The 16,520-nt window shown below is 66.8% G+C and carries 16 protein-coding genes and 1 pseudogene; 6 read left to right on the plus strand and 11 right to left on the minus strand.

Annotated features, from left to right (window positions below; translation table 11 throughout):
* Nucleotides 1-1,110 precede the first annotated feature (1,110 nt).
* A complete protein-coding gene (locus HEB94_RS07730; protein ID WP_192749268.1) occupies nucleotides 1,111-1,419 on the plus strand; it encodes a hypothetical protein in 309 nt (102 codons plus the stop codon).
* Nucleotides 1,420-2,249: 830 nt separating this feature from the next.
* Here the strand turns inward: HEB94_RS07730 and HEB94_RS07735 are convergent.
* From HEB94_RS07735 to HEB94_RS49095, 3 genes are all read right to left on the minus strand, one after another.
* Nucleotides 2,250-2,630, minus strand: a complete 381-nt coding sequence (locus HEB94_RS07735; protein WP_337918512.1) for an endonuclease/exonuclease/phosphatase family protein — start codon at nucleotides 2,628-2,630, stop codon at nucleotides 2,250-2,252.
* 879 nt (nucleotides 2,631-3,509) lie between these two features.
* The gene (locus HEB94_RS49090; RefSeq protein ID WP_202896206.1) at nucleotides 3,510-3,929 is read right to left on the minus strand and encodes a site-specific integrase; all 420 of its coding nucleotides are present in this window, start codon (nucleotides 3,927-3,929) and stop codon (nucleotides 3,510-3,512) included.
* Nucleotides 3,923-4,351, minus strand: a complete 429-nt coding sequence (locus tag HEB94_RS49095; RefSeq protein WP_202896207.1) for a site-specific integrase — start codon at nucleotides 4,349-4,351, stop codon at nucleotides 3,923-3,925. Before HEB94_RS49095 ends, HEB94_RS49090 begins: the two co-directional genes overlap by 7 nt.
* Nucleotides 4,352-4,540: 189 nt before the next feature.
* Between HEB94_RS49095 and HEB94_RS07745 the strand changes: the two genes are divergently transcribed.
* Nucleotides 4,541-5,245: a hypothetical protein gene (locus HEB94_RS07745; protein WP_192749270.1), complete on the plus strand. Its 705-nt coding sequence runs from the start codon at nucleotides 4,541-4,543 to the stop codon at nucleotides 5,243-5,245.
* A gap of 783 nt (nucleotides 5,246-6,028) precedes the next feature.
* Here the strand turns inward: HEB94_RS07745 and HEB94_RS53395 are convergent.
* The 6 genes from HEB94_RS53395 to HEB94_RS07775 form a co-directional block, all read right to left on the minus strand.
* Complete coding sequence (locus HEB94_RS53395) at nucleotides 6,029-6,844, minus strand: HupE/UreJ family protein (RefSeq protein ID WP_192749271.1); 816 nt, start codon at nucleotides 6,842-6,844, stop codon at nucleotides 6,029-6,031.
* A 10-nt stretch (nucleotides 6,845-6,854) separates the two neighbouring features.
* Nucleotides 6,855-7,178, minus strand: coding sequence for a hypothetical protein (locus HEB94_RS07755; protein ID WP_192749272.1), 324 nt, complete (start codon nucleotides 7,176-7,178; stop codon nucleotides 6,855-6,857).
* A gap of 182 nt (nucleotides 7,179-7,360) precedes the next feature.
* On the minus strand, nucleotides 7,361-9,592 hold the full coding sequence (locus tag HEB94_RS07760) for an outer membrane protein assembly factor BamB family protein (RefSeq protein WP_192749273.1): 2,232 nt from the start codon (nucleotides 9,590-9,592) through the stop codon (nucleotides 7,361-7,363).
* Nucleotides 9,582-9,986, minus strand: a complete 405-nt coding sequence (locus HEB94_RS07765) for a metallophosphoesterase N-terminal domain-containing protein (RefSeq protein WP_192749274.1) — start codon at nucleotides 9,984-9,986, stop codon at nucleotides 9,582-9,584. The genes HEB94_RS07760 and HEB94_RS07765 overlap by 11 nt, the downstream gene beginning before the upstream one ends.
* Before the next feature lie 520 nt (nucleotides 9,987-10,506).
* Nucleotides 10,507-10,656, minus strand: coding sequence for a hypothetical protein (locus HEB94_RS07770; protein WP_192749275.1), 150 nt, complete (start codon nucleotides 10,654-10,656; stop codon nucleotides 10,507-10,509).
* A 1,063-nt stretch (nucleotides 10,657-11,719) separates the two neighbouring features.
* Nucleotides 11,720-11,932 carry a hypothetical protein gene (locus HEB94_RS07775; RefSeq protein ID WP_192749276.1) on the minus strand — a complete coding sequence of 71 codons (213 nt, stop codon included), beginning with the start codon at nucleotides 11,930-11,932 and terminating at the stop codon, nucleotides 11,720-11,722.
* Nucleotides 11,933-12,941: 1,009 nt separating this feature from the next.
* Here HEB94_RS07775 and HEB94_RS07780 point away from each other — a divergent pair.
* The gene (locus tag HEB94_RS07780) at nucleotides 12,942-13,493 is read left to right on the plus strand and encodes a sigma-70 family RNA polymerase sigma factor (protein WP_192749277.1); all 552 of its coding nucleotides are present in this window, start codon (nucleotides 12,942-12,944) and stop codon (nucleotides 13,491-13,493) included.
* Nucleotides 13,490-14,308, plus strand: a complete 819-nt coding sequence (locus HEB94_RS07785) for a hypothetical protein (protein WP_192749278.1) — start codon at nucleotides 13,490-13,492, stop codon at nucleotides 14,306-14,308. Before HEB94_RS07780 ends, HEB94_RS07785 begins: the two co-directional genes overlap by 4 nt.
* Before the next feature lie 45 nt (nucleotides 14,309-14,353).
* Here HEB94_RS07785 and HEB94_RS54425 read toward each other — a convergent pair.
* Nucleotides 14,354-14,449 (minus strand): annotated as a pseudogene (locus HEB94_RS54425) (transposase); the annotation flags it as partial.
* A 351-nt stretch (nucleotides 14,450-14,800) separates the two neighbouring features.
* On the opposite strand from HEB94_RS54425, the gene HEB94_RS07795 reads away from it, so the two are divergent.
* Together HEB94_RS07795 and HEB94_RS07800 are read left to right on the plus strand one after the other, a co-directional pair.
* Nucleotides 14,801-15,706, plus strand: coding sequence for an N-6 DNA methylase (locus tag HEB94_RS07795; RefSeq protein ID WP_192749279.1), 906 nt, complete (start codon nucleotides 14,801-14,803; stop codon nucleotides 15,704-15,706).
* Nucleotides 15,699-15,950: a hypothetical protein gene (locus HEB94_RS07800; protein ID WP_192749280.1), complete on the plus strand. Its 252-nt coding sequence runs from the start codon at nucleotides 15,699-15,701 to the stop codon at nucleotides 15,948-15,950. The genes HEB94_RS07795 and HEB94_RS07800 overlap by 8 nt, the downstream gene beginning before the upstream one ends.
* On the opposite strand, the gene HEB94_RS07805 is transcribed toward HEB94_RS07800, so the two are convergent.
* A complete protein-coding gene (locus tag HEB94_RS07805; protein WP_192749281.1) occupies nucleotides 15,940-16,512 on the minus strand; it encodes a hypothetical protein in 573 nt (190 codons plus the stop codon). The genes HEB94_RS07800 and HEB94_RS07805 overlap by 11 nt on opposite strands.
* Between the last annotated feature and the right edge of the window lie 8 nt (nucleotides 16,513-16,520).

Below are 16,520 nucleotides of genomic sequence, written 5' to 3' on the forward strand. Positions count from 1 at the left end.
TCACCAGTGCTCCTCCCTCGGAGTCTCAGAAGAACCCGCATCGCCAGGCTCCTGGCGGGCCGAAGGAAAACCCCTTTCAGTCTGTCGGCCGGCCGCGTCATGCGGTGTCGCATGCGAGTACAGCGGGCGGACCATAAGGGTTCTCGCTGGGCCGTCACAGAATGGCGCCAGTTGACGCCTGTCAGCCGAGGAAAGGGCAGACGTTCCGCAGAGACACCGCTTCAAAAGGGCAGCTTCCTCGCCGCCCTGGACGACACCTGCCAGGGCGGCGCGGTCCGATATTTCCGCGACCGACTCGGCGGCCGTCCCCGGCGGTGAGGAGTTTTCCCCGATGACTTCAATGCGGCTCCTTGGATGTCTTCTCCTGGACACGCGCCTTAAATCCAGAACAATTAATTCACCCAAGGCCCGCATGGTCGCCGTACGGATGGACGAAGTTTCACTCATCCATTTGCGCCGCTCGAGTAACGCAGCTGGCTGACGTCCGCGAGGGCGAGTTGGCTAGGCCGTGTGTCCATATTGGCGGAGCCAGGTGAGGACGGCGGCCAGGACGATGCCTCCTCGGTAGGTGAGCGCGAGTTTGATGCCCCATCGATGTCGCGTCCATCAAAATCTGGCTCCGCAACCCAGCCCGGTGATCCAGCAACACGCCCTAATTGAAAGTCCCCGGACCCGCTAATTGACCTTCTGAGAGTCGGGACCGGCGTGTCGCCGGTGCTGTGGGGGGCCTTCCGGTGATGGTCCGCGTGTTCGAGCAGACCTCGGCTGGAGGTCTTGGATGCTCTCGCTGGACGAAATGTGGAAGCGCAGGCGCTGCGTGATCGGGGTTGGTCGATCTCCCGCCATCTGGGGCGTGACCGCAAGACGATGCGTGCATACCTGTCCGGCCAGCGACGCCCGGGCTACGTCGTCGGAGCAGGCCGGACCAATTCGCGTCGTTCGCTGAGTACTGCCGGATCCGGCTGGCTGAGGACCCGCATCTGTGGGCGTCGACCCTGTTCGACGAGCTGGTCGAGCTCGGCTATCGCGGCAGCTACTCGGCGCTGACCCTGGCGCTGCGCCGCCGCCCGTTGTCGCAATCATCGATCACCCGGCTGGAGAGGAAACCCAGTGGGACTGGATCGAGCTGCCGGACCCGCCGGGTTCATGGGTGTCGGCAAGCGGGCCCACCTCCTGGTCGGTGCGCTGGCCCACTCGAGCAAGTGGCGCGGGGTCCTGGCCAACGCCGAAGACTTCCCGCACCTGGTAGAGGCGATCGACCAGGTGCTCGCCCGGCTGGGTGGGGTGACCCGCAGGTGGCGGTTCGACCGAATGGCCACCGTTGCCATCCGGGCACCGGCCGACTGCGGGCCGAGCTCGCTGCGGTCTGAGTTCGCCTCGGTCGCCAAACACTACGGCGTCGCCGTAGACATTCGCTGACCAGCCGCCCAGGTGCGCCGTATCGGCGTGTCCGCCTGCCACGATTCCCACCACCACGACCGCCAAGGCGGTCAGACTGTGAGCGCCATGGCCGGACAGGAGGCGGTCTTGCCGAAGACGCCTCCCCGGGGACCGGCTCAGGACATGCAATTACTGGAACACGCCACACTCGTGACCGCACCGCTTGCTCCATCGCGACTCTGGTCAGGCGCGCGGAGGTTACGCAGATACGAGTTCGCCGCCTACGAGGGGTGGGAGAACACTGGCAAGGGCGGCCGTGGGAGGACATTGGATGGGCGCTGGGCCGGGTGACTCTCTTCCACAGCAGTTTGGCCCGTACCGTCGGAGACGCTCACACCGTCAACCTCCGTCTCGGGGTCACGCTCATGGTCGGCCCTGGTTTCCGAACGGTAGGACGCAGCGTTAGCCACGGACAGAATCCTCCGGGTCACGGTGACAGGAACACTCAATGTCACGCCACCCTCGCCGCCTGCAGCAAGCGGCGAAGCGCCGACGCGGACCGGAGAGATGGCGGAGGCGCCGAGAGTGCGCGCGCGTTCGACCCAGCTCTCGACGTCGGCCAAGGTGATACCCGATTCTGTGGGGAGCAGCAAGAACGCAGCCATCCGGCCATCGTGGCACCCAGCAAGCTCAACCTCGCCGAAGGGGCCTCCTTGTCAATGCGACGGTCGACCGTAACGGGGCCAACCGCACACGATCCACGCCAATCGGGGCGGGGCGATGGCGTCCAAACTCGTGTCCGAGCTGTTGGTCGATCTCGGGGTCCTGTGGTGGCATTCCCGCCCCGCAGATCGAATGACACTGCAGGCTCAGCGGCCGTGCCGCTGAAGCAGCAGATCGCTGACCACTGGGCGGTGATCCGACGCAGCCGTCGCCTCCACCCTGGCGGAACGCACGGTGATGTCGGGTGAAACAGTCACCAAGTCGATGGTCTTCGCCGGGCGGGTGGCGGGATAGGTCTTGCCAGCGTTCGGGCCAACGTTCACCAGCCCCTGCTGCCACAGCGCTGCGATTTCGGGAGCGTCCGCCTTGGCGTTGAAGTCACCGACCAGAACCTTCGGGCCGTGATCGGGCGCCATGACGTTGAGCATGTCCGCCACCTGGGCACGCCGCACCGACGGGTCGTGCCGGGGTGGCGGGTCCGCCCGCAGAAGATGATCGAAAGCCCGGGGCGGACCCACGCCCCACATTTCCACCGCGACCAGGGGCTGTCACCCAAAAGTCGATGAGGATCTGCTCATGATTGGGCGGCCTGGCACTGCCAGCAACGCTCGCGGCCGCCACACTGTGGATGGACGGGCCGGGGACGACTGTTGAGGCGTTCATCGGTGTACTCGCGGGACAAACGCCGACGCGGCCACCACGACGGCCTCCTCAGCTGCGGGGTGACGGCGGCCAGCACCTCGGGTCGCGCTGTCCGCGCAACGTCGGCACGATCGCGTCCGGGGTCATCGGCGCGGACGCTGAAGGTGCGGCGCCGCAGTCCGGCTTTCAGCATCGCGACGTGGGCGGACCATCCAGAACGACGGTCAACACCTGCCGCTGCCCCGGTCATAGCCCCGGCAGCGCCCCCCGACACACCCCGCACCGGCCCCGCGCACCACCTCGGGGCCGAACATGGGCCACCACCACCGGCTGGTCGCCATCCTCCTCCACCTCGACCCGCTCGATGACCGCACGCTCGACCCAACACCGCACGCCATACCCTGAACACCAGACACACCGTCCTCCCCCTCCCGGTTCCGATTCCTTCAGCAAGGTCGAAACCTGCGCAGGAGACCGCGTGTCGCCATCACAGCATCCTCAACCCACCCACAGATGCGTCACGAGAGCCAGAAAACCGTGAAGAAGCCGCCTTGACTGAAGGCAGGCTCCGAGTCCGCGTCCAAGCCTGGCAGCGCGAACTGACATGGGCACCGCCCTACGCCGACGACGCGTTGCGCGCCGCGCCCCTCGGACCGAGGACGCCCGTGTGGCGGGGATCCTCGCCGGCGACGAGGCGACAAGAGCGGACCAGGATGGGCGCCGCGAACAGCAGGAAGCCATCGCACGGGTCGCCGAAACAGCCGTCACCAGGGCTGCGGCCGAGCGTGCCCGCTCGAGGCCCGCGACGTCCCCCTCGACCAGGAGGATGACCGCACCACCGCAGAGGGCTTGGCCGGGACCGTCTCACGTAGCCGGCTGCCCTTGCTGACCACCGTGATCGTGTTGCGGCCGGCGTCCAGATCGCCGTCGTGGCGGAGTCCGAGCAGCTCGGCGGCGCGCACCCCGCTGGACAGCCACAACGACACCAGCGCCCGGTCACGGTTGCTGGTTTGGGCCGAGAACAGCGCGCCCGCGGCATCGCCGGGGATCGCCCGCCACACGGGTTTCGGCACCTTCTGCCGGTACGTCGCCCTGCGGTGCACGACGAAGTCGTCCATCGGGTTGTGATGCGCGTACAGGCGCTCACCGGCGCGCGAGCGCTGCGCCGGAACCGGGTTCAGCATCGGTCCCAGGTCGGTGCGGCAGGCGAACTCGTAGACAGAACGCTCAGCTGATGGTTGATCGTGCGGCTGGCGTACTTCGCCGGCAACACCGGTTTGCCGGTGATCGGGTTCACCGATCCCGGTGATGGTGCGTCCGCGCGGCGCCGCAGCCGCTGCGTGTTCGGGGCCTCGCGCAACCATTCAACGAACTCGCGGACATCCAGCCGGTCAGCCCGCTCCCAGGCCGTGAACCGCGGGTAGTGGAACCGGAACCAGCGCAGCAGGTCGAAGCCGTAGCTGCGCAGCGTCGCCGGACTGCAATCAGAGGCCGCGAGGTCGCGCAGGTACAACGACGCGACCTGATGCTCGACCTCAGGGAACAGGACCCTCCACCGCAAACCGGACTCGACCTCCACCACACGGCCCAGCTCACTCAACGACATCCGCACCCTCTCCTACCCGGATCGACGTGCCGATCGGCACGCAGAAGAGTTCAGTCAACTAGCCGTGCGGTGGCCCCCCAACTCTGCTGGGGTTCAGGGTGCTCGAGACCATGCGGGAGTGGCAGCAGGCCCTCTGACGGCCGGAACCGACCGGTGACGCGGCTCCGGAGCGGCGCTTACCCTTCGGCCATGAACTCACCACTTGCTGGAGTACTCCGTGAGGCTTGGGCGATGTACCGGGCGCACGCCCGGCATCTCCTCACCCTCGCGTTGGCCGTCTACGTCGTCGCCGCGGTCGTCGAGGCGGTCCTGGCCGCACTGCTCGGGGCGGTCGTCGGCGGCTTCCTCGCCCTTGTCGTCAGTCTCATCGCGGCCTTCGTGCTGCAGGCCGCACTCGTCAAGGCGGTCGAGGACGTCCGCGACGGGCGGGCCGACCTGTCCTTGGGGGAGACCGTGGGCGCGGCCCGGCCCTACCTCGGGCAGGTCGCGATCGCCTCCATCGTCTCCGGCCTCGTGATCGGCGTCGGTCTGTTACTCCTGATCATTCCGGGGCTCGTCGTGTTGACGCTGTGGTGCCTCATCGTTCCGGTGATCGTGCTCGAGGGTGCGTCGGTGTTCGACTCCTTCGGGCGGAGCCGCGCTCTTGTCCGGGGCCATGGCCTGCAGGTGTTCGGCACGCTCGCCTGCGTGTTCCTCCTGACGCTCGTGGCCCAGATCGTCCTCAACGTGCTGCTCCTGGTCCTGCCCGCCGAGATCCGTGGCTTCGTCAGTGGCATCGTCTCCGGGACCCTGGTCGCGCCCTTCGTCGCGCTCGTCCTCACCATGGGCTACTTCCGGCTGCGCGCGGCGGCGGGCGGGACGGTCGGCGAGCAGGCAGGGCCGGCCGCCTCCTGACGGGACTCCGCGCAGATGACGGGTTGCCGCGCGGGTGACCGGGCCGGCTGCGCTCAGATCTTGCGGGGACGGACCTCGGTAGCGGTACCCAAGAAGGATGTGCACCCGCATACCCGGCTCAATCGGCACTACGGCCGCCTCCGACGCCCACCCGGCCCGCACCCACTTCCCGAGATCATCGGTTATAGGGCGCGAAGCTTCCGGCAGCGTTGATACGCAGGCCACCGGGCCGGGGAGGGCCTCCCCAGTTCCCACCGTTACTGTCCGAACGTTCCGCACCCTCTACGCCGAGGAGTCCTTCGCGGCTGCTCTTCCAGGATCTTCACCGCTTCCATGGCCTTCACCCTCAGACTCCGGGCTCGGCACTCCCTCGTTCCCACCTCACAGCGGGGTATTTAACGACGCGGCAGGTTTCGCTTGATGCTACGGACCGCTCGGTTGCTCCCCCCAAAGGGGCTTTCGACACTGGGCTTCGACACCGGGCGTTTCCCCCCGACGCCCCCAGTCTGCTACCGGGCTGCCTGACAACTACCCGGACCGGACTCCCACCGGCAAGCAACGGCGAACTTACGGATAGCGATCAACCAACTACGTGATCATCCCCCACCCTCCTGGGCGCACAATCGGTCAACACCAAGCTACGGCTACTGATGCGCATGGCCCTCGGGTTCACAGACACCGACGCCCTCATCGGCCTGGCCATGTTCGCCGTCGGCGGCTACCGACCCGACCTCCCCGGACGAACCACAGCCTGAACCACCAACTGATCAAGCAGAAGAGCCTTTAGAAGCGTTGGAGGAACCAGATGAGCCCAACGACGCCGGCCACGGCGGCCGCTGCGGTGTGCCCGTACAAGGACCACCGGAAGCGGCGGACGAACAGCAGCAGCGGGAAAAGCAGACCGACGATCAGCAGCTGCCCGAGCTCGATTCCGACGTTGAAGCTCAACAGCGAACCGAGCAGTCGGCCGCTCAGCCCGTCGGTGAAGCTGAGCGCGCTGGCGAAGCCGAGGCCGTGCAGCAAGCCGAAACCAAACACCACAAAGGGCCGATGCCGCGACTCACCACCGAAGATGTTCTCCACCGCGACGTACACAATCGACAACGCGATCAGAGGTTCGACAATCACGGCCGGTACCTCGACCCAACCGAGCGCGCCGAGACCAAGCGTCAGGCTGTGGGCCACCGTGAACGCTGAAGCCAGCCGCAGCACGCTACGCCAGTTGCGGGCGCCGAGCAGCAGGGTGACGAGGAAGAGGATGTGGTCGAATCCGCCGAGGATGTGTTCCCCGCCCAAGACCACGAAACGGGCAACCGCGGAGAAGAACCCGGTCTTGCCGGCCTCGAACTTGTGGTGCCCGGCGTCGAACACGAACGTTCCAGTGGCCCCGCCGAGCTGGTAGTCGACAATCTTGGTGTGTTCGTCGACGACGGCTTCGGCTTCGGCTTGAGAGAAGACGTTGTAGGCCACGGTGAACGCGCCGGAGGGTGAACCAGGGCAGGAGTGGACTAGCAGGCTGCGCGCGTAGCGCAGCCCTTGGCGATCCTCCACTCCAGTGCCCTCCAGCTTGGCCGTACACCGGACGCCGTCCACCGACACCACGACATGCTCAGTTAGGTAAGACTCGAGCCGCTCGTGCAGGCGCGGATAGCAACCGTTCCCGCCCCTGGGCTCCCTCGGCCGGGTCCGGCGAACCTAGCCCCGCGGCCGCGACCAGCAGGTCGTACTCCAGGCTCAGCTCGTAGCGCACCGTCGAACCGTCCTGCCGGATCTGCGAGGTCCCTTCCGTCGCCCGAACGTCCGCGGAGGCGGACGAGGCGAGCATGGTGAGCAGGAGGACGCCCGCGAGTACCGCGACGCTCGCGGCCGTACGTGACCACACTGTTGCCGAATCGGGCCCGACGCACTGGCGTCTACGCAAATAGCCTGCCACGGCCGCCATGATCTTTTATCGGCGATGCCAGGATGAGGACTCTCGGTACCGCCAGGGTGAACAGCTGTTGGGCGGTGGGTGGCGTTCTGTCTGAAACCGCGCTCCTCCCCACGAGACAGAAGGGAGCCAGGCGAGGACGCAATGGTCCCTCTCCCGGCTCCCGACCACGTGCTCGCTATGAGCTACTTCTGCTCGGTGAAGGCATACAGGTTTCCGTCCCAGGCAGCCGCCACCAGCGTGTTGCCGCTGATGGCTGGCGAGGCAGCGACCCAGGTTCCGACTTCGTACTTCCACACGATCTTGCCGGTCGATCGTTCGAGGCCGTAGAGGAAGCCGTTGTTCGATCCGATGTAGACGGTGTCGCCACTGATGGTCGGGGAGGAGGACACCCCACCGAGGTAGGTCGATCCCGGGATGCGGTTGGTCCACCGCGGGGTTCCGGTCGCCACGTCGAGTGCTGTGACGTTACCGTCGGGGAAGCCCATGTAAGCGGTGTCGCCGACCACAGCCGCAGTCGACGGGTTGCGGCTGCCGTCCATATACGACTCGCCGGGGCTCTTGTAGGTCCACAGGACCTTACCCGTGGCCGCATTCCTGGCGACCAACCGGTTCAGGGAAGCGATGAACACCCGGCCACCAGCGATCGTCGGGGTGCCGTCCTGGACCGCGCTGGTCCTCTCTGTCACCCACAGTCTTTCCCCGGTGGCGGCGTCGTAGGAGAGGAGCGTCTCGTCCTGGCCACCTACGTAGACCCGGCCATCCACCACGGCAGGCGCGCCCTCAACCTCATCCCCGCCCATCAGTTGAGCCTTCCACACCGTCTTGCCAGTTTTCGCGTCGAACGCCAGGAGTAGACCGTTTCTGGCCTCGCCTTCCTGCGCCTGGTACGCGTAGTAGACCTTGCCGTCGTCCAACGCGACGCCGTAGTAGGACTGTTGCCCCTGGACCGGCAGTTCGGGGTTGCGTTGCCAGCGCAGTTCGCCCGTGCGGGCATCCAGGGCGTACAGCGTGCCCTTCAACGTAGGTACGTACACCAGCCCGTTGGCCACGGCAGGACTACCGTGCACGGAGGCGTCCGTGGGGAACTCCCGCAGGCGCTTACCGGTCGCCAACTCGACGGCATAAAGGGACGCCTTGCCGTCGCCGCCGTCATCGCGGGTCCCGGCGTAGACGATGCCGTCAACGATCACCGGTGATCCGGTGAGGAACATGTCCGGGGTGCGGTAGCTCCATGCGAGCCCAAGGTCTTCGGGGCTCAGCTCGTCCGTAGCGACTCCGAGGTGAGCGGGGTCGCCGTGGTGCTGGCTCCAGTCGGCACCGGCGCGGGGCGCCTGCACGGGCTGGTCGGAGAGCGTGAACGTGGCGCTCTTGGTCCAGGTCTTACCGGCCTCGTCCACCGCGCGCGCCTCGATCGAGTGCCGTCCGGCCGGCAGACCAGAGCGACCGTGTTCGGTGAACCAGGTGAAGTCGCCGGTGGGCTTCAGTTTCGTCCACTGCCCGCCGTCGAGGCGGTAGCTGACCTCCCGCACCCTGTTGGCGGTGTCGTAGGCGTTGACCTGCACCTGCGTGAACGCCCCGCGGGCCACCTCACTGCCGGGAGCGGGGTTAGTGATCGTCAGGCTCTTCTCCAGACCGAACATCCGGAACGGGTTCGCCAGATCACCATGCATCTCGATGAACCGGAAGCCCCGCGGGCTGTTGTCAGCCGTGTTGTAACTGGAGTTTGTCTGGATGTAGCGGGCGCCGTCGACGAAGTCGTCGTCCACCTGATTGGAGTGCCGGTGGCCGGTCAGGAACAACTCGACATTGTACTTCTTCAGGAGGTTCAGCAGTTCGGCGTGTCCGGGACCACCAATCCTCGTGTTCTGAGGGGCGTGTTTGATCACGACGATCCGCTTGTCCCCGGCGTTGAGCTCCAGATCACGCCGAAGCCATTCCAGCTGCTCCGGCAATTGCTCGGATCGGTTGTTGTCCAGCGTGACGAAATGCCGGTTCCCGTAGTCGAACGAGTACCACTCCGGGCCGACGTAACGCCGGTAGTTTTCCACCAGTAACTTGTACTCGTTCCACCGCTGGCTCTTGGAATACTCGTGGTTGCCCACGGCCGACCACACCGGAACCGCCGACCTCGCAGTGAGCTTGCGGAAGTCGATGAACTCCTGCTCCTCACCGTCTTGGGTGATGTCACCGCTGATCTGGATGAACGCCAGGTCCCGCGCCGTGGAGCTGACCTCAGCCACTTGGTCGCCGTACTGGGCGTTCAGATGGGTATCGGCCAAGTTGCCGAAGGTGAACGATCCGCTTCTGGTATTCGGCCGCGACAGGAGCGGGAAGTCCGCCACCACCGCTTGAGCCGGGGCTAACTGGCCAAGGTTACGGTAAAATTGAGGCATTTTGAACTCGTCAACCGGCACAGCATAGCCGGCCCGGCTGGGACACGAACACCAGATCCGTGATCCGCCGCTCCGAATCCGTCTCGATCCGGTAACCGCCAGCGCCGTCGGTCTGAACGATCGTTCGCCCGTCAGAGACGCTGACCCCCTTGAGCCCACGCTCCCCCTCGTCGCGTTCCCCGTTCTCGTTCCTGTCCTCATACACCACGCCGCTGATGACCGCAGGATCGCGCAGCGCATCCTGCGCCAAGGCCACAGCATCCGCGGCCGCGGGTTTCACCACCACCACCGCGGCCAACACGGCAATGGCGGCCATGAGTGCCTTCCTCAGCCGCACACCACCCCGCAGCGCTCCGCTGCCCGACGTACCCTGATCCACCATCTGCTGTTCATTCACAGGTTCGCGTTCATGCACGTTCCTCTGTCCTCCCCGCCTCGCGAAAAATCCGGTCCCGCGGCCCCACCTCGGCAGGCTCCGAACACTCGACGACCTGGTCGACGAAAGATCATCGGAGCACGCCGACGTTGCCCGAGAAGGCAGTCGCACACGCTGATCGGGTACCACCCGCGACGTGCCACCCACGATCGCGGGCGATCACGCCAACACAACAACCCCGCTCTTCGGGCGCCGGCCCACGGTGTCGCGTCAGCCCAGACATCCCCTCGAGCTGATTTCGTGGCTGGCAGCATCCTTCCGCCAGCCACAGCGATAGGAAGGATTTCGTCCAGCAGTGAACGTAACGCAACGACAAGGCACCCAGTGCGTTGATTCCAGGCGGACCCAGAACACCAGGGCCCTAATTGGCTCGCCACCGGCCAGTAGCTGACGCAGCATTGTCGCCGGTAGGCATCCACGTGGCGGCCTACGAGTGCGTCCCAGATGTGGCGCCGGTCGTCATCGTCGTTGGGTTCTCCGACCACCGCCGCATGCGCGGCTACCACGCCATCCCCCGGGCCTGCTCGCTGCTGGCCACCAGGTCGGCCAGCCGACGTTCGGACGCCGCCCGCGCCCGGTCGATGATGCGGCGCGGGTACTTGCGGTACCGGTCGTGAAGGATGAACTCCTGGAAGGGTGGGTACCTCACCGAGGCGGCGGAGGCGGTCCACACCACTTTCTACGCACCGATCGACGGTCAGGTCATCAATTACTGCCCTGGCAGTTCAAGCACGTGTCGTTCAAACCTGGCGGCGAACACGTCTGCGCTGGACAGACGAGAAGGACGCACTGGACGGCTACGAGGGGTGGCAGACGCTGACCCGGAAAGCGCTGGCGCAGATCCCAGACCTGATCCTTGGCGCATACGTGACGGTGTGGCCGCACGACCAGTACACGTCCGCCCGCATCGGGGGCCCCGAGGCTGCCGTATACCTCGGCACCCGACTACCTCTCCAGGCCGCAGAGCCCGCGACGTAACGACCCACCGCACCTACACACAGGAATCGTTCGCTTTGCTCGGCCACGGGAACAGGAACGAGCGCGCGGCAACCCCGTGAACCCCTCGCTGCAGTACTGGGCTGCCCGTCCCGCCCCGCGCAATGATCCCGGACTTGATCCGCCCGGGCGGGGCAACCCGGATCAGGTTCGCATCCTTCGACGGCGTTCTGCTGCCGCGGGGGCTGGGTGGTCAGGTCATTGCCGGCGTGGGCGGCCCGCAGCCGAGCACGATCGTGAACAACTGGGTTCACGCCGTTTGCCAGGGGCCAGGCGGCCGGCAGTGCAGAGTGATCTGTCTGCCGGAGGATGCCAGGCATGCGGGGGACGGTGGTCAGCTTGCGGCGGATAGTGGCGGTAGTCGTCCGGTCGGACGACAAGCGCTGCTCGCGAGTGCCGCGACCGCCGCAGAATCCGCACAATACGCAGAATCCCCGGCCAGCGCCCATATGCGCAGGTCAGCGAGCCTCAGGCTCTTCGGGTGGCGCGTCCGCAGAATGCCGCACTAATTGCCGCACAATTGCCAGGCTTCCGCGGGGACGGGACCTGGTGTCCACTCCAGCCAGGACCCGCGCCCACGCGATTGCGCGGAGATTCTGCGTCAGTTCTGCGGCGGCACCCGACTCCAACGCCATACGCCGTCTGACCTGCGCAGACGGCGGTCAGCAAGGGGTTCTGCGTATTGTGCGGATTCTGCGGCGAGCAGTCAGCCAGCGCTACTTCGGAAGCCCGGGCAGACCCTCGGCCACGTCGACAGACAAGGCGTCCGCCGGCAATGCGGGGAACGGCCAGCCCGGGTCCGGGGGCACCTCACCGATCCAGGCGCTGTCACTGTTGGTGGGCCACCACACCGGTACACCGGAGCCGTCCATCCGGTCAGTGCGCGCCCGGAGGTCGTCGACGGTGATCTGTGCCAGCTGCGCCTCCACGTCATGCGACGGCCTCCGTCTGGACTTGTGGTCAGGACGTCTGCACGCCACCCGTCTCCAGCCAGCTCGAGCTCTGCGAACCAACCGGCGTCACGAATCGCGGAGGCGAGGCTGCAGGTTGAGAAGTCTATGAGCGATCGTCTTACCTGCGAGTGAGCAGTCGAGGGCGACGGCACCGTGCGCGAGGAATCGCAAGCCCTTCGGCGAGAGCTTCGCGTGGAGGCCGTGCCCGCACTCTTGGCAGGTGGAAGGCGCACGAGGCCGCGCTCAGAGAATCGAGGCCAGGCCAGGTCAGCGCCGAGCGGGGTTGCGTCGAGGCCGCCGGCCCCGGCCTGCTGGGCGCTATGGGCACGGCCGCACTTTGCCGGACGGCTCCGACTCACGTCCTTTGGTTCTGGCAACGGCTTCATCCCTCACAGCAGGGGGAACCAGTCGACGACACCGGTCGATCAGGGCGCCGGACTTCACCGCGTATTCGCTGCGAACAGCCGACGGCCGTTCACAGCCAGACCTAGCCGGACCGGCCGCCGACCCGGCGATCACGCATTGTCGCAGGTCGGAGGCCGGTTTCCGGCTTGAGCGGAGGGCATGGGATTCGAACCCATGTGGCAGAGGGGTCCCTGCCAAGCGGTTTCCAAGAAGGATGCACACCCGCATACCACCTGCACGTTCACCGACCGGAGCCAGACTTCACCGCGTATACGCCGGCCATGCTTCGAGCGAGTGGTAGTCCGCCGGGCACCACCGGACTGGCGCTGCCGCCGTTGTGGCGACTCGGCCGAACCACGACCACCGCGGGTCGGTCAGAAATGCGCCCGAGTCCGGATGGACCGGCGTGAGGGCAGACTGCGGTCAAGATGAGGGCTGTGCTCGTGAGGCTCGCTCGTCGACCGCTTGCGGCTGGAGTGGCCGAGGCGATCTCCGCATGGAACGCGGCGAAGGTTTATTTGAGCACCCTGATCGAGAATCTCGTTGAAACGGTGGGTGCCTTGCTGGACAGGTAGGGGACGTGAGGACACCGATACCAGACCGGGAGACGCGCTTCCGGGCGCTCTACGCCGACGCATACGCCGACGTGCTGCGCTTCGCGCAACGGCGCGTGCACCCCTCCCATGCGGAGGACGTCACCGCAGACGCCTTTCTGGTGGCATGGCGGCGCTTCGACGACCTCCCGAACAGGCGAGACGACGTGCGGGCGTGGCTGTTCGGAATCGCTCGTCACTGCCTCCTCAACACCCAACGGGGCCAGGAGCGACGTGATGCCCTCGCCGTCCGGGTCGCCGAGGCGGTGTCGTCGGTGGGCTCGGCGGACGGACTCGACGCTGATCTCCTCGCGCAGCGGATCGACCTGGCGGCCGCATGGCGGCGACTGAGCGAGACTGACCAGGAGGCGCTGTCGCTCACCGTCTTCGAGGACCTCACCTCACCCCAGGCGGGGCGGGTCCTCGGCATCACCGCCGCTTCCTATCGCCTCCGGCTGCTGCGGGCCCGACGCGCCTTGCGCCGCCAGCTCGACCTCGCCGAGTCCTCCTCTTACGAGCAGATGGAGACCCAATCATGAACGTGCACACCGACTCCGCACTCCGCGCCCTCGACGCTACGACCGCAACTCTGTCTGCCGGGGAGCAGGAGCGCGCCCGGGCAACGCTCGAACGGATCGTCGCGACGACCCCATCAACCCCGGCCGCGCAGCCCGCAGCCCCCACACCGGCTCGAGGATCCCGGCGCCGCCTAATTCTCCTCCCCATGGCCGCGCTCACACTGGCCCTCGCCTGGATGGTGATTCCTGCGCTGGGAGGCGACAACCCGGCATACGCGTCCTGGACTGCCACCCCCGCGTCCGTCACCAGCGTCGAGCTGAGCGCGGTGGCAGCTGCCTGCCGAGACAAATTGCGTGGCTCCTCCATCGACCTAGACAGGGCCAGGCTGGTGCTGTCCGAACGCCGGGGCGACCACGTCGCACTGCTCTACCGGACAGAGGACCCGGACATGTCAGGGGCATGCCTGGCGCGTAACCCGCGGGGGTCCACCGACGTCGACGACGTTGACGACGGGGTCGGCGGCAGCACCGGGCCTGCACTGAAGGCACCCGCGACCGGATACACCCAAGGCGCGATCTCCCAGTTCGACGGAGCCTCGATCACCGACGGCGCAGTGGGCGCCGCGGTGACGGGCATCACCATCCACGCAGGCACCCTCACCGTCAATGCATCCGTGCAGAACGGCCGCTACGTGGCCTGGTGGCCCGGTCCCGCGTTCCCCAGCGGGTATGTCCAGCCGAGCGGCAAGGGGGGACCCGAGCCGATTCTCACCTACGACCTCACCCTGACCGACGGCACCGTCATCCACAACGCCCAGCCAACCCTCCCCTCCTGACATGCCCCGACCGGAAAGGTGGAGGACGCGCACGTGAGGATCGCGGACGCGACGGATTTCCACGTCGTAGTCGAGGAACGGCACGAACTCGGTCCAGGTGTTCTCCCACAGCCGGGTGATCGCCGGGTACCTCGCCCCCCAGGCTTAGACCAGCTCCTGCCCTATAACCCGTCGCTGATTCATAGGTCTGCCCCAACTGTTCGCGAGCGGGCGGGTACGGATCGCTAGGCTTCCGGCTCATGCGATCATCGCTCGGCGCCTATCCAAGCCCCTCTTCTCTCGGCTGGAAGTAACCGAGTGGCTAGAAGGCCGCGGCCACAAACCCAGAAAGGACGCGGGGGAGACCGACGTCTGGGCAGCGCTGAACCTCCTGCGCGGAGCGGTCTCGGCGGACGAAGCCGCCGAACTCGTGCTGTCGCTCGCAGTGGAGCGGAAGACGGGAGCTGCTACGGCCGGTGAGCATCTGCAGTCGGCCCCTCGACCCTCGCTCGGGTGCAGGAGGCGGTCGAGCGTGTCGACCCGGACAAGCTCGCCTCGGCAGCAGACTTCGCGCTGGAACGGCTCGCCAAGTCACAGGGCAAGGTCGGTGCGAACTTTGGCTTCGTCGGTTCGCGTACCACAACGATGCTCGCCAACCTTGCGGCCGCTCGTCCCGGCGGAGTGCTCTACGACCCGGCCTGCGGGATCGGCCCCGCACTACTTGAGTCGGTCACGCTCGGGGCACGCCCGGAGCGAGTCATCGGACACGACATCAACGAGCGGGCGCTCCACATCGCTGAGCAGCGTGCGGAGCTGCACGGCATTGACATCGAGCTGACGAAGACCGACATTCTCTCCGCGGATGTGGACCCGACTCTGCGCGCAGATGTGGTCATCCTCGAGCCAGCCTTCGGGCTCAGGTTGGATGCTTCAGCACGCCTCACCGACGCCCGCTTCCAGTTCGGGACGCCGCCGCGCTCCTCGGCCGACACTGCATGGCTTCAGCACGTTGTCGCTCACCTGGCTGAGACAGGACGCGGATATGTTCTCAGCCCATCCGGCACGCTCCTTCGCGGTGGCGAGGAGCGGAGCATCCGCACGGAGCTCGTACGCCGCGGCTGCGTGGAAGCCGTCGTCGGGCTGTCGGGCAAGCTGCTTCCGCACACTTCGATCCCGCTGGCGCTGTGGGTGCTCCGACGACCGGTCAGCGCGCCTGCCACCGAGCAGGTCCTCTTCATCGATGCCTCTGAGGCGGTAGCGCCCGAGAACCGCGTGGCGACATGGCTCAACGATCCCGCCACTCGTCAGGACGTCCCGCACGTCGAAGTCCCAGTTGCAGATGTGGCTCGCGGCGGAGTCGGTGTTCACGCCGCAGCGGTGGGTCGACCGGATCGAGCGCGAGCCTGGCGAGGTGTCTGATGCCTACGCCGACGGGTGGCGCGCCATCCACGACACCATGCGCAAACTGCAGAACGTCTTGTCGGCGTTCGCACACTTTGCGACCTTCTCCAAGTCTCGTGTGATGAGCGTTGGGGAACTGGTCGAGCAAGGCGTACTGGACCTTCGCCTTGGCCGACCCAAGGAGCGCTACGAGGGTGCTCCCGATGAGCTGCGCGAACGGATCGCGACGGCGGCAGATCTTCGTGACGGCACTAGCCGGTGAGTTCGGCGAGGCGCTGAGTCCTTCGGCGGCGTCGCCGTAGTCCTCGTCGAGTGCCTCGAGGACGTCGCCCTCGGCGACCGTCGGGTCGATCTGGCGGAGCCAGGCCGTGATGGCGGGCGGAGGCGGTCTGCCAGTCGGTGCTGCCGTACTGGCGCCTGAGTCGGGCGAGATAGGGATCGCCCCACGCGAAGGCCTCGAGCCGGTCCTCGACCAGGCCAAAGCCGAGCAGCAGCGGCGGGTCCAGGCGGCTCGCGGGGCTGGTCGCGGTCGACAGGCAACCGGCGAACATGGCGCCGTCCTCGGACCAGCCGGCGGCGACCTGGCCGCCGAGTTCGATGGCGAGGGCCTGGGTGAAGCCAGTGAGAACGGCGACGTCACGGTCCTCGGCGTTCCACACTCCGGTGAGGCATTCGCGGCTGAAAGCGCCACTCCAGCCGGCGCCGGTCGGCCAGTCCTGCAGGTCGAGGTCGACCTCAAGGCTGCGTTGCAGGTCGGCCACCGCCTGGGTGGCGGAGATGGCGCCGGGAGCGTGGGTAATGATCCACGAGCCATACATCGACATCGGTATGT

The sequence above is a fragment of the Actinopolymorpha pittospori genome, from assembly GCF_014873875.1.
Taxonomy (GTDB): domain Bacteria; phylum Actinomycetota; class Actinomycetes; order Propionibacteriales; family Actinopolymorphaceae; genus Actinopolymorpha; species Actinopolymorpha pittospori.

Excerpts from the sequence above, each read along its gene's own strand:
- HEB94_RS07805 (WP_192749281.1), bottom strand. The coding sequence starts at position 16,512 with ATGTCGATGTATGGCTCGTGGATCATTACCCACGCTCCCGGCGCCATC.
- HEB94_RS07745 (WP_192749270.1), top strand. The coding sequence starts at position 4,541 with ATGAACTCACCACTTGCTGGAGTACTCCGTGAGGCTTGGGCGATGTAC.
- HEB94_RS49090 (WP_202896206.1), bottom strand. The coding sequence starts at position 3,929 with ATGCTGAACCCGGTTCCGGCGCAGCGCTCGCGCGCCGGTGAGCGCCTG.
- HEB94_RS07735 (WP_337918512.1), bottom strand. The coding sequence starts at position 2,630 with ATGTGGGGCGTGGGTCCGCCCCGGGCTTTCGATCATCTTCTGCGGGCG.
- HEB94_RS07785 (WP_192749278.1), top strand. The coding sequence starts at position 13,490 with ATGAACGTGCACACCGACTCCGCACTCCGCGCCCTCGACGCTACGACC.
- HEB94_RS49095 (WP_202896207.1), bottom strand. The coding sequence starts at position 4,351 with ATGTCGTTGAGTGAGCTGGGCCGTGTGGTGGAGGTCGAGTCCGGTTTG.